The 15439-nt window shown below is 72.0% G+C and carries 6 protein-coding genes; 1 reads left to right on the top strand and 5 read right to left on the bottom strand.

The window, feature by feature from the left end; genetic code table 11:
* Nucleotides 1-46: 46 nt before the first annotated feature.
* The 5 genes from ACLWS4_RS29230 to ACLWS4_RS29210 form a co-directional block, all read right to left on the bottom strand.
* Nucleotides 47-1309: a glutamate synthase-related protein gene (locus ACLWS4_RS29230; protein WP_387823595.1), complete on the bottom strand. Its 1263-nt coding sequence runs from the start codon at nt 1307-1309 to the stop codon at nt 47-49.
* Nucleotides 1306-2298 carry an asparagine synthetase A gene (locus ACLWS4_RS29225; protein WP_259316464.1) on the bottom strand — a complete coding sequence of 331 codons (993 nt, stop codon included), beginning with the start codon at nt 2296-2298 and terminating at the stop codon, nt 1306-1308. The genes ACLWS4_RS29230 and ACLWS4_RS29225 overlap by 4 nt, the downstream gene beginning before the upstream one ends.
* A gap of 120 nt (nt 2299-2418) precedes the next feature.
* Nucleotides 2419-3810, bottom strand: a complete 1392-nt coding sequence (locus tag ACLWS4_RS29220) for a methylaspartate mutase (protein WP_416875696.1) — start codon at nt 3808-3810, stop codon at nt 2419-2421.
* A complete protein-coding gene (locus tag ACLWS4_RS29215; RefSeq protein WP_049658201.1) occupies nt 3807-4259 on the bottom strand; it encodes a cobalamin B12-binding domain-containing protein in 453 nt (150 codons plus the stop codon). Before ACLWS4_RS29215 ends, ACLWS4_RS29220 begins: the two co-directional genes overlap by 4 nt.
* Nucleotides 4260-4414: 155 nt before the next feature.
* Nucleotides 4415-5707: a helix-turn-helix domain-containing protein gene (locus tag ACLWS4_RS29210; RefSeq protein WP_416875695.1), complete on the bottom strand. Its 1293-nt coding sequence runs from the start codon at nt 5705-5707 to the stop codon at nt 4415-4417.
* A gap of 584 nt (nt 5708-6291) precedes the next feature.
* Between ACLWS4_RS29210 and ACLWS4_RS29205 the strand changes: the two genes are divergently transcribed.
* Complete coding sequence (locus ACLWS4_RS29205; protein ID WP_416875694.1) at nt 6292-15372, top strand: hypothetical protein; 9081 nt, start codon at nt 6292-6294, stop codon at nt 15370-15372.
* Nucleotides 15373-15439 lie beyond the last annotated feature (67 nt).

The raw sequence follows: 15439 nt of genomic DNA, 5'->3' as shown, positions 1-15439 counted from the left end.
AAGGAAGTCGGCAGTTTCCTTCTGCCGCTTCCCGAGCAGGCCAGGGCTACCGGCCGAGGGGGATTCCGGAATTCCCGGGGGACCAGACGTCCGCCTCTTCCAGGGCCTCCGGGGAGTACTTCCCGAGCGCGCTGATCAGCAGCCGGAGTTCCAGCGCCAGGCATTCCGTGAAACGGCGGAGCCCGGATTCCCGGTCCTCCGCGACGGCGAGCAGCGCCGCCCGCCCGAGGCCCACCGCGCGGGCCCCCAGCGCCAGGCTCTTGACCGCCCGGGCGCCCTCCCAGATCCGCCCGGAGACCAGCAGGCAGGGCGGCGGCACGACCGCCAGCCGGCGCAGGCACTCCGCGAGCGGCAGGCCGACGTGCGGCAGGAACACCCCCGGCGCCCAGCCGGTGCCGCCCTCCGCGCCGTCCACCACGACGGCGTCCGCCCCGGCCTCGTGCGCCACCCGGGCGGCCTCGGCCACGTCCCGGCCGGGGTAGAGCTTCACCCAGATCCGCACCCGCGGGTAGTTGTTGCGCATCAGCCGGATCTGCTGGCGCAGGATCTCCGCGGTGAAGGTGCCCGGGGTGGCGGCGCGCAGCACCCGCCCGTCGCCGAACAGCGGGTCGAGCCCGAAGCGGTCGCCGAGCGCGGCGGCGGCCTCCGCGTCCAGCACGGTCATCCCGCCCAGGCCCGGCTTGGCGCCCTGGCCGACCTTCAACTCGAAGGCCAGCCGCCCGGATTCGAGCAGCGGCAGGGCGGCCGGGTCGCTGTGGACGAGGTTCCACACCTCGGCGTCGGCGTCCTCGGTGCTCTGCTGGACGGCCACCCCGCCGAGCCCGTCCGGGAGTTCCTCGCCGTAGGCGCGCAGCCGGCCGAGCAGGGTGCGGTCGGCGGCCTCGCCGAGCCGGCCGTAGCCGTTGACCGGCACCACGTTCTCGCCGATCACCATCGGGATCCCGAGCGCCCCGGCCTGCCGGCTGAGGGCCAGTCCGAGGTCGCCGCCGGCCGCCCGGGTGGAGCCGGTCGCGGAGACGTACACCGGCAGCGCGGAGGCGAACCCGCCGATGGCGGTGGCGAGTTCGACGTCCCGGTAGTCGGGCTCGCGGCCCAGGTCGATCAGCTTGGCGAGCCGCTGCGGCAGGAACAGCGGTGGGACGATCCGCAGGGCGTCGAGGGCGTCGGACGGCGCCGCCTCCTCGGCCGCGCCGGCGCCGAACAGCACCCGCCCGTACTCCTCGGCGGGCGGGAACACGGCGGCCGCCCCGGCCCGGGCCCGCCGCCGGACCTCCTCCTCCGGGAACCCCGGCGCGGTCAGGTCGCTCATGGCGACACCACCCCGGCGACCTTGGGGAACGCGCTGGCCTGCCAGACGGCGTCCAGCCCGGCGACGTACCGGGTGAGCCGCTCGACGCCGATGCCGAAGCCCGCGCTGGCCGGCACGCCCTCGCGCACCAGGTCCAGGTACCAGCGGTACTTCTGCGGGTTCTCGCCGGTCTCCCGCATCCGGGTGACGATCTCCGCGTAGTCGTTGGTGCGCTGGCTGCCGCTGCACAGCTCGCCGTAGCCCTCGGGCGCGAGCAGGTCGAAGTTCCGCAGCAGGCCCGGGTCCTGCGGGTGCTCGCGGTCGTAGAAGCCGCGCGAGCCCTTCGGGTAGTCGGTGACGAAGAACGGCCGGTCGCGCCGGGCCGACAGCAACGCCTCGCCCTCCCAGTCGAGTTCGGCGTCCAGGCTCTGCGGGTGCCCGATCCCGCGCAGTTCGGCGACCGCCTCGGCGTGCCGGACGCGGCCGAAGGAGCCCTTCAGCAGGTCGGCGAACGCCTGCGGGTCCCGGCCGAGTTCGGCGAACTCCTTGGGCAGCTCGCGGACCGTGCTGCCGACGATGTGCACCACCAGCTCCTCGGCCAGCCGGACGGCGTCGTCCCGGCTCGCGCCGGCCGCCTCCACGTCCAGCTGGTGGAACTCGGCCAGGTGCCGGCTCGTCCCGGCGGTCTCCAGCGGCTCCAGACGGACGTTCGGGGCGATGCAGAAGATCTTGTCGAAGGCGAGCAGCGAGGCCTGCTTGTACAGGATCGCGCTGGTCATCAGCTTGTAGCGGTGGCCGTAGAAGTCGATGTCCACCTGCTTGGAGCCGCGCGCGCCGGGGTCGGTGACCGGGCCGATGATCGGCGGCAGCAGCTCGGTGAAGCCCCGGCCGCGCAGGAACTCGCGGGCGGCGGACAGCAGGTGCTGCTGGATCCGCAGCGCGCTGCGGGTGGTCGGGGCGGTCAGGTGCCGGCCCGGATCGGTCGGGGGCAGGGGGGTGGCGTCGGGCATGGTCGGAGTCCTCTTCTCTCGGGGGCCGTGGTCCGCCGTCGGGGGCGCGGGCGGTCGTCGGTGGTGGAGCGCCGGCCGGGCGGGACGGCTGGAGCGCGGGCGGCTCGGCGGGGCGGCGGCTCAGCGCGCGACGGGCAGGCCCCGGGCGGCGGACGCGGACGCGGAGGCGGCGGCGTACCGGGCCCGGCCGTCGTAGCTCCGCTGGACGTGGGAGAGGGCGGCGAGCAGCCCGGCCGAGCCGGGGATCGGCGCGCGGCCGCGCTCGCCCAGCCCGGCGATCGGCATCGAGCCGACCGAGGACCAGTACAGCCGCCCGTCCGGGCCCAGCGAGCTGCGCGTGCGCCCGGCGTTGTCGGGGTGCAGGCAGTACGGCACGTCCAGGTAGCCGGCCGCGAACGCCCGTACCAGGGCCCGCCCGACGTCGGCGTCTAGGTCGAGCACCGCGCCGATCAGCGCCCTGGCCTCGGCCTCGATCCCGGTGTCCGGCGGCACGGCGGGACGGCGGCCGGATGCCGGGGGCCGGGCCCGCTCCGCCGTGGCGGCCGCGGCGGCGGCCTCCAGCGCCCGGACGTTCTCGGCGACGGTCGGGATGCGGTGCGCCTCGGCCGTGGTCTTGACGATCAGCCGGGCCGCGCCGCCGCGCACCGCGAGCCGCGCCGCGTCCTCCAGCAGCAGCCGCGCACCGCCGGGCGAGCGCGGGTACACGCCCATGTACGCGTACACCACCAGGTGCCAGTCGACGTCGGTGAGCAGCTCCCCCGCGATCCGGCCGAGCGCGGCCAGCGCCTCCTCGTCCTGGCGGGCGTCGGCCTGCTGGGCGTAGCTGAGCGAGATGCTGCGCAGCCCGTGCCGACGGAAGAACAGCGCCTCCAGCACGCTGACGGCGATCAGCAGCGAGGGCGGGCAGAGCTGGCCCATCAGGCAGCCGCCGAACGTCTCCAGGTGCGGCTCGGCGCCGAACTCCCGGACGGAGGACAGAAGTTCGCAGCCGCGACGCCAACGGGCCACCGCCTCGTGGAGCGGGGTGCGGCCGTACGGCAGGCAGTAGGAGACCGGTCCGCCCTCGGTGGCGTCCAGGCCGGCCGCCAACAGCGCCTCGACGATCCGCTCCGGTGCGGCCGAGCCGTGCCGGACCTGCACCGGGAAGCCCGCGTCCGCCACCCCGCGCAGCACCGCCCGGGTGACCTCGACGGGGTGGGTGGCGATCGGGTAGCCGTTGAGGCCCGCCCCGGCGGCCAGGGCGCGCCGGGCGGCCGCGAGGTCGCCGGTGCGGGTGTAGCTGTCCAGGGTGATGGTGCCGACGGTGACGGCGGCCGCGCCCCGGGTGGCGAGCAGGCCCGCCCGCATCGGGGCCGCCTCCGCCATGCCCATCCGGGGCTGGACCACCAGCGCGCCCGCCTCGGCGGCCTGCGCCACGAACGCGCCGAAGCCCGTCCCGGCGGGGCCCGCCCGTTCAGGACCGGCCGCCGCGGAACCGAACCCGGCGGGACCGGCCCCGGCGGGAGCCGTCACAGCAGCACCCCGGAGCGCAGTCCGCCGACGAAGGCGCGGAACCCGGCCACCGCGGCGCCGTCCTCGAAGACCGCGTCGAACCCGGCCGCCAGCAGCGCGCGTTCGCGGTCCGGGTCGTCGGCCCCGGCGATGCCGAGCTTGCCGCCGATGACGGTCGGGGTGCTCCGCAGCTCCGGGCAGGCGCGGAGGGCCTCGATCACCCGCAGGCCCTCCTGGTGGCCGTGCCCGTTGACGCTGCTGATCACGATCAGGTCCGGTTCGGCCCGGCGGCATTCGGAGAGCAGCAGCGCGTCCGGGACGCACGCGCCCAGGTTCGTCACCCGGTGGCCCATCTCCTCCAGCAGGAACTGGAGGTACACCAGGTTCCAGGTGTGCGAGTCCGAGGCCGTCGTCGTCACGACGACGTCCAGACCGCCCGGACCGTTCTGTTCGGCATTCCCGTGCTCCACGACTCCGCCCTCACCGGTAGTGATCCTCGATGGCGTTCCGTCGCGTTCTGCGCGGCGGCCCGGCCCCACGGAGAACGCTAGGAACGATCGGGCCCGGCAAGCGGCAGCTCCGGCGGCATTAAGCGGCAGAATGGGTCGGCCGGCGGCAGAACCGGTCAGCCCGCGGCCGCCAGCAGCGGGACGTCCCCGGCCGGCGCGAGCCGCGGCCCGGGCTCCTCCCGGACCAGCCGGCGGCACAGGTTGAGGACGGTGAAGCGCACGCCGTCCCGGGAGGGCACGCTGCGGATCAGCCCCCGCGACAGCAGCTCGTGCACCGTGGCCAGGCAGGTCTGCAGCGTCCAGCCGCTGCGGACCACCGCATCCTCCCCCGACCAGTCCCCGGGCTCGTCCACCAGCACTTCCAGCAGGGCGCGCTGACGGTCCGTCAGGCGGAGGATCGCCGGCTCCAGGTCGTCCCGCAGGTCACCGCGCGCACCGAACACCACCGGCGGCGCCGCCAGCGTGAACGGGACGGCCGCCAGCCCGGCCACCAGCTGGGCGGTGGACCGCACCAGCGCCCAGCCCGCCGCCCGCTCCAACGCGCCCGGCAGGCCGTCCAGTCGGCGGCAGAGCTCCGCGACGGCGGGCGCCTCGGAGCGCTCCAGGGTGTAGCCGGGCCGCAGCCGGCACAGGTGCGAGAGCAGCAGCCGGACGGCCCCGACCTGCGCCAACGCCTCGGGCTCGGCGTCGAGTTCGGGGTCCGGTACGGGCAGCGGCGCGAGCGGGATGACCTGGCCGCCGGGCAGCGGCCGGGCCTCCCGGGCGGTGATCAGCACCCGCAGCCCGGGGCAGTGGCGGAACAGCCCGTCCAGCTGCCCGGCGTCCACCCCGCCGTCGGCGCCGTCCAGCACCAGCAGGGCGGGCCGCTCGCCGATGTCCCGGACGAGGTCGTCCAGCCGCCCGCGCCACGGGTGCGGGCCGCCGCCGCAGTCCACCCAGCGCACCGACCAGCGGACGGCCAGGTGCAGTCGGCGGGCCACCTCCAGAGCGAGCCGGGTCTTGCCCACCCCGCCGAGGCCGACCAGCGAGACCAGCCGGTCCCCGTGGACGGCGAAGGCGTCGGCCAGCACCTCGGCCTCCGCCTCCCGGCCGACGATCGCCCCGCGCGCCACCGGCGGGGCGGCCGGCTCGTCCCCCGGCTCGTCCGCGGCCTGCTGCCGGCGGGCGGCCTCCTCGAAGTCCGTCCGGCTGCGGCCCTCCAGCCGCAGCGCGTCCGCCAGCAGCCGGACGGTCTCGTTGCGGGGCCGTCGCACCCGGCCGCTCTCCATGTCCCGGATCGCCCGCACGCTCAGGGTCGCGTGATCCGCCAGGCACTGCTGCGTCAGCCCGATTCGCTCGCGCCGTAGCCGCAGCAGCTCGCCGAAACCCGCCGCCGTTCTCACCGCTTGCACCGACAGCCCGCCGTCCATGCCTCGTCTGCCCTTCGTGGTCCGGACTCCTCCTGGCGTCGGGACCGGTGGCGGCGTCAGCCACGGGCGCCCGTACGGCCCGTGGTCCGGCCGTACGGGGACCCGGCGATCAGGCTGTGGCCTCCGGACCGGTTCCCTCCGGGTCCCGATGCTCCAGGCTCGTCGTCTACGCCCGATCAACGGCTGATCACCGGCCCTACCCATGACCTTCACCCGGGCCTCACAGCCCGCCCGCCACCTGGGCGGCCTCCCCGGCGCATCCGGGTGAACCGTCGTGCCACTCGGGCACGTTAATGCCGTTTATCGGATTTTCGGCACGCATACTACGCCCGTACGGTCACTGTCCGTATTGGGTCAACAACACCCCGCATCCGCTCCCCGACCCCCGTGCCCGTCACCACCGCCATCCACCCCGCGCCGTCCAACCCACCGCCGTCCAACCCACCGCCGTCCAACCCACCGCTGTGCAGCCCACCGCGTGACACCGGACCGCTCGACCGAAGGGAATCGTCATGAGGCGCTGTCCAGCCACCAGCGGACACGAGCGAAGTCGACGCGGCCGCCGACACGGAAGCCGACCCGGGATGGACACGCTCCGCGACCGCCTCATCGGGGCCGTGCTCACCCTCCTCCTCGCGTTCGCCACGGCCTCCGGCTCCTTCGCCGCCCCCGCCGTGGCACACGCGCCGAGCCGTGACCCCCGCACCCCCGCCACCGGCACGACGGCCGCCCCCGCCGACCAGCGGAACGGCCGCCACGACGTCCGCCAGCAGCCCGTGACCCTGGCGAAGACCGGCACCGACACCACCACCGGCAGCACCACCCAGACCGCCCAGGGCGACACCGTCCGCTGGGTCGTCTCCGCGACCAACCCCGACGGCGCACCGGTCAGCACCACCGTCACCGACGCCATCCAGGGCGGCCCCGGCAGCACACCGCAGACCCAGTCCTACGTCCCCGGCTCACTGCAGGTGCCCCCCGGCTTCACCAAGCAGTGGTCCACCGACGGCGGCACGACCTTCTCCGGCACCGACCAGGGCGCCGCCACCAACGTCGTCCAGGCCACCAATCCGACGCTCTCCTCCCCGGCGACCGGCCAAGTGGTCCAGATCCCGCCGCCGTTCACCCCGATCAACACCGCCACCGGCGGCGACGGCTTCACCCCCATCCGCTACACCGCCACCATCAACGGCGTCCCCACCCCCGAGATCTGGAACATCTACCACCACGGCTTCTCCAACACGGCCAGCGTGGTCTGCACCGACCTGCTCACCAACGGCCCCTGCCCGACCCCGAGCGGAGCCCCCGCCACCTGGCCCCAGGCGCTGAACTCCTCCGCCGCCGACACGACCACCGGCGACATCGGCAGCACCCGCACCCCGACCTACGTGCAGATCGGCTCCCGGCTGTACTACGCCGCGATCAGCCGGGTCACGCAAGCACTCATCGGCGTCGGCTGCATCGACCTCCAGGCCCAGACCAGCTGCGGCCTCACCCCGCTCCAGACCGGCACCGGCCTGGTCATCGGAGGCGTCGTCCAGGCGCCCAACCAGCTGATCTACGCGGTCTCCGGCACCGGCGAGATCCTCTGCTACGACCCCGTCGGCAACTCCTCCTGCGGCACCTTCAATATCGGCCTGCCGCCCAACGAGGGCCAGGTCGCCTTCAGCGGCGACTACGCCGGCATCATGCGGGTCATCAACGGCAAGATCTACGTCACCGACAACCAACTGGCCCCGCTGCCCACGGTGATGTCCTGCTTCGACCCGTCGACGAACGCCGCGTGCACCGGCTGGGCCACCCCCAAGACCGTCGTCACCCCGACCGGCACCGAAGCCGCCCGCGCCGACAACGTCTTCGAGATGTACGACACGGCCGGCACCGTCACCGGCGTCTGCACGGCGGTCGGCGGCGTCGAACTGGCCGTCACCCCGCCCGTCGGCACCGTCGTCTGCTTCGACTTCGCCGGCAACCCCGTCGCCGCGCCCCCCGGCCTGCAGACCCTCCTCAGCACAAACGTCGCCCCCGGCGAATCCAACTTCCAGGTGCCGCTCACCATCACCGCCCCCAACGGACACCTCGAAACCGAGTTCCCGTTCTGGATCTACCTCAGCATCTCCCCCACCTCCAACAGCTCCGAGTTCTGCTACGACTGGAACACCCAGGCCCCCTGCGCCCAGTACGGCACCAACGGCGTCGTCAACGGCCCGCCCAACGTCAACGGCGGCGACACCAGGCCGTACGGCTTCGCCTACGACGGCCAGTGCAAGTACAGCCTCGGCGACACCGGCTACCTGTTCTCCATCGACCCGATCACCGGCGCCTCCCCCTGCCTGAAGACCAAGGCCCAGGGCAGCCTCAACCCCTCCGCGTACTACTGCGACGGGGCCACCGGGCACGTGAGGTCGTACGGCACGGTCAGCCTCCTCGGCCTCGACCCCACCACCGTCGACTTCACCCAGTCCTCGGTGACCGTCCTGGCCTCCGACGGCACCACCATCGGCACCTTCCCGTTCAACCCCACCACCGAGACGGCGGACATCTCATCCGTCCCGACCAGCGACTCACCGATCCAGGTGATCGCCAACCTCACCCTCGTCAACGGGTCGTCCTTCACCCCCGGCAACCACCCGCAGATGCAGGTGACCTTCGTCGGCGACGCGCCGCAGATCTGCTTCGAGACCACCGTCTCCACCGACTGCTCCGTCACCGCCGTCTCCAACCAGGCCTCCGCCGTCACCAACGGCCAGCCGCCCGTCACCTCCAACACCGTCACCCTCCAGGTCACCCCCGGCGCCGAGTGCGCGCCGAAGCTGGAGATCCTCAAGGAGGTCTGCACCTCCACCAACGCCGCCGACTGCGGGCCCGGCGGCCCCGGACCATGGGCCAAAACCACCACCCTCGCCCCCGGCGGGACGGCCTACTGGCGGATCACCGCGACCAACACCGGCCTGGTCAACATCACCGGCATCACCCTGGACGACACCGTCACACCGTCCTGCGTGACAGCCGCCGGGACGTTCGACCTCGCAGCGGGCGCCTCCCATCAGATCTTCTGCAACCTCCCCGGCGTCACCCAGTCGACGACGAACACGGTGACCGCCTCCTTCCCCGGCCCCGGCGGAACACCGGTCAGGACAGGGCCGTCGGAGGCGAGCGCCGTCGTCCCGTCGCTGGCCATCAACAAGGAGGTCTGCACCTCGGCCAACGCCGCCGACTGCGGCGCCGGGGGACCGGGACCGTGGGCGAAGACCACCACCGTGGCGCCTAACGGGACGGCCTACTGGCGGATCACCGTCACCAACACCGGCACGGTCAACGTCACCGGCATCACGCTGAACGACACCGTGACGCCCTCGTGCGTGACGGCCGCGGGGACGTTCGACCTGGCGGCGGGCGCGTCCCAGCAGGTGTTCTGCAACCTCCCGGGCGTCACCCAGTCCACCACCAACACGGTGACGGCCTCGTTCCCGGGGCCTGGTGGCACCCCGATCACCACGCCGCCGTCCGAGGCGAGCGTCGACGTCCCGTCGCTGGCCATCAACAAGGAGGTCTGCACCTCCGCCAACGCCGCCGACTGCGGCACCGGGGGTCCGGGACCGTGGGCCAAGACGACCACCGTCGCGCCGAACGGCACCGCCTACTGGCGGGTCACGGTGACCAACAACGGCCCGGTCAACATCACCGGCATCACCCTCGCCGACGCCATCACACCGGCCTGCGTCACAGCCGCCGGCACCTTTGACCTCGCGGCAGGCGCCTCCACACAGGTCTTCTGCAACCTGACCAGCGTCACCCAATCCACCACCAACACCGTGACGGCGTCCTTCCCCGGCCCTGGTGGCACCCCGATCACCACGCCCCCGACCGAAGCGAGCGTTGACGTTCCGTCCCTGGTCATCAACAAGGAGGTCTGCACCTCGACCAACCCGGCCGACTGCGGCACCGGAGGCGCAGGCCCGTGGGCCAAGACCACCACCATCGCCCCGAACGGCACCGCCTACTGGCGCATCACGGTCACCAACAACGGCCCGGTCAACATCACCGGCATCACCCTCGCCGACGCGATCACACCGGCCTGCGTCACAGCCGCCGGCACCTTTGACCTCGCGGCAGGCGCCTCCACACAGGTCTTCTGCAACCTGACCGACGTCACCCAATCCACGACGAACACGGTGACGGCCTCGTTCCCGGGGCCTGGTGGCACCCCGATCACCACGCCGCCCTCCGAGGCGAGCGTTGACGTTCCGTCCTTGGCCATCAACAAGGAGGTCTGCACCAGCACAAACCCGGCCGACTGCGGTGACGGCGGCCCCGGCCCCTGGGCGAAGACCACCACCGTCGCGCCGAACGGCACCGCCTACTGGCGGATCACCGTCACCAACAACGGCCCCGTCAACATCACCGGCATCACCCTCGCCGACGCCATCACACCGGCCTGCGTCACAGCCGCCGGCACCTTCGACCTGGCGGCGGGCGCGTCCCATCAGGTGTTCTGCAACCTGACAGGCGTCACGCAATCCACCACCAACACCGTGACAGCCTCCTTCCCGGGACCCGGCGGAACACCCATCACCACACCGCCCTCCGAGGCGAGCGTCGACGTCCCCTCACTGGCCATCAACAAGGAGGTCTGCACCTCCGCGAACGCCGCTGACTGCGGCGAGGGCGGCGCGGGACCGTGGGCCAAGACCACCACCGTCGCCCCGAACAGCACCGCGTACTGGCGGATCACCGTCACCAACAACGGCCCCGTCAACATCACCGGCATCACCCTCACCGACGCCGTCACACCGGCCTGCGTCACGGCCGCCGGCTCGTTCGACCTCGCGGCAGGGGCCTCCCATCAGGTGTTCTGCAACCTGCCGGGTGTCACGCAGTCAACGACGAACACCGTCACGGCGTCCTTCCCCGGCCCTGGTGGCACCCCGATCACCACGCCGCCGTCCGAGGCGAGCGTCGATGTTCCGTCCTTGGCCATCAACAAGGAGGTCTGCACCAGCACAAACCCGGCCGACTGCGGTGACGGCGGCCCCGGCCCCTGGGCGAAGACCACCACCGTCGCGCCGAACGGCACCGCCTACTGGCGGATCACCGTCACCAACAACGGCCCCGTCAACATCACCAGCATCACCCTCACCGACACCGTGACGCCCTCGTGCGTCACAGCCGCCGGCACCTTCGACCTCGCCGCAGGCGCCTCCAAGCAGGTCTTCTGCAACCTGACAGGCGTCACCCAATCCACCACCAACACAGTGACGGCCTCGTTCCCGGGACCCGGCGGAACACCCATCACCACACCGCCCTCCGAAGCGAGCGTCGACGTCCCCTCGCTGGCCATCAACAAGGAGGTCTGCACCTCGGCCAACGCCGCCGACTGCGGTGAGGGCGGCCCCGGCCCGTGGGCGAAGACCACCACCGTCGCGCCGAACGGCACCGCCTACTGGCGCGTCACGGTGACCAACAACGGCCCTGTCAACATCACCGGCATCACCCTCGCCGACTCCGTGACGCCGTCGTGCGTCACAGCCGCCGGATCGTTCGACCTCGCGGCAGGCGCCTCCCATCAGGTGTTCTGCAACCTGCCGGGTGTCACGCAGTCAACGACGAACACGGTCACGGCGTCCTTCCCCGGCCCCGGCGGAACACCCATCACCACACCGCCGTCCGAGGCCAGTGCCGACGTTCCGTCCCTGGTCATCAACAAGGAGGTCTGCACCAGCACAAACCCGGCCGACTGCGGTGACGGCGGCCCCGGCCCGTGGGCGAAGACCACCACCGTCGCCCCGAACGGCACCGCCTACTGGCGGATCACCGTCACCAACAACGGCCCCGTCAACATCACCGGCATCACCCTCACCGACACCGTCACACCGGCCTGCGTCACAGCCGCCGGCACCTTCGACCTCGCCGCAGGCGCCTCCAAGCAGGTCTTCTGCAACCTGACAGGCGTCACGCAATCCACCACCAACACGGTGACGGCCTCGTTCCCGGGACCCGGCGGCACACCCATCACCACACCGCCCTCCGAAGCGAGCGTCGACGTCCCCTCGCTGGCCATCAACAAGGAGGTCTGCACCTCGGCCAACGCCGCCGACTGCGGTGAGGGCGGCGCAGGACCCTGGGCGAAGACCACCACCGTCGCCCCGAACGGCACCGCCTACTGGCGCATCACAGTCACCAACAACGGCCCCGTCAACATCACCGGCATCACCCTCACCGACACCGTGACGCCGTCGTGCGTCACAGCCGCCGGATCGTTCGACCTCGCGGCAGGCGCCTCCCATCAGGTGTTCTGCAACCTGCCGGGTGTCACGCAGTCAACGACGAACACGGTGACGGCGTCCTTCCCCGGCCCCGGCGGAACACCCATCACCACACCGCCCTCCGAAGCGAGCGTCGACATCCCCTCGCTGACGATCAGCAAGGAGGTCTGCACCTCCGCGAACGCCGCTGACTGCGGCGAGGGCGGCGCAGGCCCCTGGGCCAAGACCACCACCGTCGCCCCGAACGGCACCGCCTACTGGCGCATCACCGTCACCAACAACGGCCCCGTCAACATCACCGGCATCACCCTCGCCGACGCCGTCACGCCGGCCTGCGTCACGGCCGCCGGATCGTTCGACCTGGCGGCAGGGGCCTCCCATCAGGTGTTCTGCAACCTGCCAGGCATCACGCAATCCACCACCAACACCGTCACGGCCTCCTTCCCGGGACCCGGCGGCACACCCATCACCACGCCCCCGTCCGAGGCCAGTGCCGACGTTCCGTCCCTGGTCATCAACAAGGAGGTCTGCACCAGCACAAACCCGGCCGACTGCGGCACCGGAGGCGCAGGCCCCTGGGCCAAAACCACCACCGTCGCCCCGAACGGCACCGCCTACTGGCGCATCACCGTCACCAACAACGGCCCCGTCAACATCACCGGCATCACCCTCACCGACACAGTCACGCCGTCGTGCGTCACAGCTGCTGGCACGTTCGACCTGGCGGCAGGGGCCTCCCATCAGGTGTTCTGCAACCTGCCGGGTGTCACGCAGTCAACGACGAACACCGTCACGGCGTCCTTCCCCGGCCCTGGCGGAACACCCATCACCACACCGCCCTCCGAGGCCAGTGCCGACGTTCCGTCCCTGGTCATCAACAAGGAGGTCTGCACCTCGGCCAACGCCGCCGACTGCGGTGACGGCGGCCCCGGCCCCTGGGCGAAGACCACCACCGTCACCCCGAACGGCACCGCCTACTGGCGCATCACAGTCACCAACAACGGCCCCGTCAACATCACCGGCATCACCCTCACCGACACCGTCACACCCTCGTGCGTCACAGCCGCCGGCACCTTCGACCTCGCCGCAGGCACGTCCCATCAGGTGTTCTGCAACCTGCCAGACATCACCAAGCTGACGACGAACACGGTGACGGCCTCCTTCCCAGGGCCCGGTGGCACCCCGATCACCACACCGCCCTCCGAGGCGAGCGTCGACGTCCCCTCGTTGACGATCAACAAGGAAGTCTGCACCAGCACCAACCCGGCCGACTGCGGTGACGGCGGCCCCGGCCCCTGGGCGAAAACCACCACCGTCACCCCGAACGGCACCGCGTACTGGCGGATCACCGTCACCAACAACGGCACGGTCAACATCACCGGCATCACCCTCACCGACGCCGTCACACCGGCCTGCGTGACGGCCGCCGGCTCCTTCGACCTCGCCGCAGGCGCGTCGAAGCAGGTCTTCTGCAACCTGACAGACATCACCAAGCTGACGACCAACACGGTGACGGCCTCCTTCCCAGGACCCGGCGGAACACCCATCACCACACCGCCCTCCGAAGCCAGTGCCGACGTCCCGTCCCTGGCCATCAACAAGGAGGTCTGCACCAGCACCAACCCGGCCGACTGCGGTGACGGCGGACCCGGCCCCTGGGCGAAGACCACCACCGTCACCCCGAACGGCACCGCCTACTGGCGCATCACCGTCACCAACAACGGCACGGTCAACATCACCGGCATCACCCTCACCGACACCGTCACACCCTCGTGCGTCACAGCCGCCGGCACCTTCGACCTCGCCGCAGGCACGTCCCATCAGGTGTTCTGCAACCTGCCAGACATCACCAAGCTGACGACGAACACGGTGACGGCCTCCTTCCCAGGGCCCGGTGGCACCCCGATCACCACATCGCCCTCCGAAGCGAGCGTCGACGTTCCGTCGCTGACGATCAACAAGGAGGTCTGCACCTCCGCGAACGCCGCTGACTGCAGTGAGGGCGGCGCGGGACCGTGGGCCAAGACCACCACTGTCGCGCCGAACGGCACCGCCTACTGGCGGATCACCGTCACCAACAACGGCACGGTCAACCTGACCGGCATCACCCTCACCGACACGGTCACACCGTCGTGCGTCACAGCTGCTGGCACCTTCGACCTGGCGGCGGGCGCGTCCCATCAGGTGTTCTGCAACCTGCCGGGCGTCACTCAGTTGACGACGAACACGGTGACGGCGTCCTTCCCCGGCCCCGGCGGCACCCCGATCACCACGCCCCCGTCCGAGGCCAGTGCCGACGTCCCGTCCCTGGCCATCAACAAGGAGGTCTGCACCTCCGCCAACGCCGCCGACTGCGGTGACGGCGGCCCCGGCCCCTGGGCCAAGACCACCACCATCGCGCCGAACAGCACCGCCTACTGGCGCATCACCGTCACCAACAACGGCACGGTGAACCTGACCGGCATCACGCTGAACGACTCCGTGACACCGGCCTGCGTGACGGCTGCGGGGACATTCGACCTCGCGGCAGGTGCGTCCAAGCAGGTCTTCTGCAACCTGACAGGCGTCACCCAGCCGACGACGAACACGGTGACGGCGTCCTTCCCCGGCCCCGGCGGCACCCCGATCACCACACCGCCGTCCGAGGCGCGCGTGGATGTGAGCGGCACCAACGTTCCGTCGCTGAGCGTCGACAAGGAGGTCTGCCAGTCGGACAAGTCCGGCGACTGCGGTGAGGGCGGCGCCGGGCCGTGGGGCAAGGAGGTGACGCTGCACAAGGGTGGGGCGTCCGAGGAGCCGTGTGCGCCGGACAAGTGCCAGGCGTTCTGGCAGATCACGGTGACCAACACCGGCACGGTGGACCTGACCGGGATCACGCTGAACGACCGCCAGGAGGTGTCCTGCACGGTGGCGGCCGGGACGTTCGATCTGGCCGCGGGGCGGACGAAGAAGTTCTACTGCTCCAGCCTGATCAGTGAGGACACCGTCAACACGGTCACCGCCTCCTACGTGCCGCCGAACTCGCCGCCCGGGACCGAGCCGGTGACCACTCCGCCGTCCTCCGCGCTCGCCCGGTGCACGCCGCCGTGCGAGAAGGAGGAGTGCCACGAGCACAAGCCCGGCCATGAGAACGGCAATGGGAACGGCAGTGGCCACGGCAACGGGAACGGGAACGGGAATGGGAACGGGAATGGCCAGGGGCCGGAGCACGGCAGCACCGGTCCCGGCGAGCACCCGCAGGGCGGGCACCAGCAGCACCACGAGGGTAGGCCGCTGCCGGACACCGGCTCGTCGGTCCGGCCCTACGCCGCGACCGGTGCGGCGCTGGCCGGTCTCGGTTCGGTGCTGGCCCTCCTGGTCCGGGCGCGCAGGCGCCGGGTGGGCGGGGTGAGCGAGTGAGCCTGGCAGGGCCGGAACGGTCCTGACGGGCCGAGGGCGGTGGCCCGGGAGGAAGTCCTCCCGGGCC

This window comes from Kitasatospora sp. SC0581 (assembly GCF_048159585.1).
In the GTDB taxonomy this organism is placed as follows: domain Bacteria; phylum Actinomycetota; class Actinomycetes; order Streptomycetales; family Streptomycetaceae; genus Kitasatospora.
Note: the sequence above shows the minus strand (reverse complement) of the source record. Positions and strands in the feature narration are given on the sequence as shown.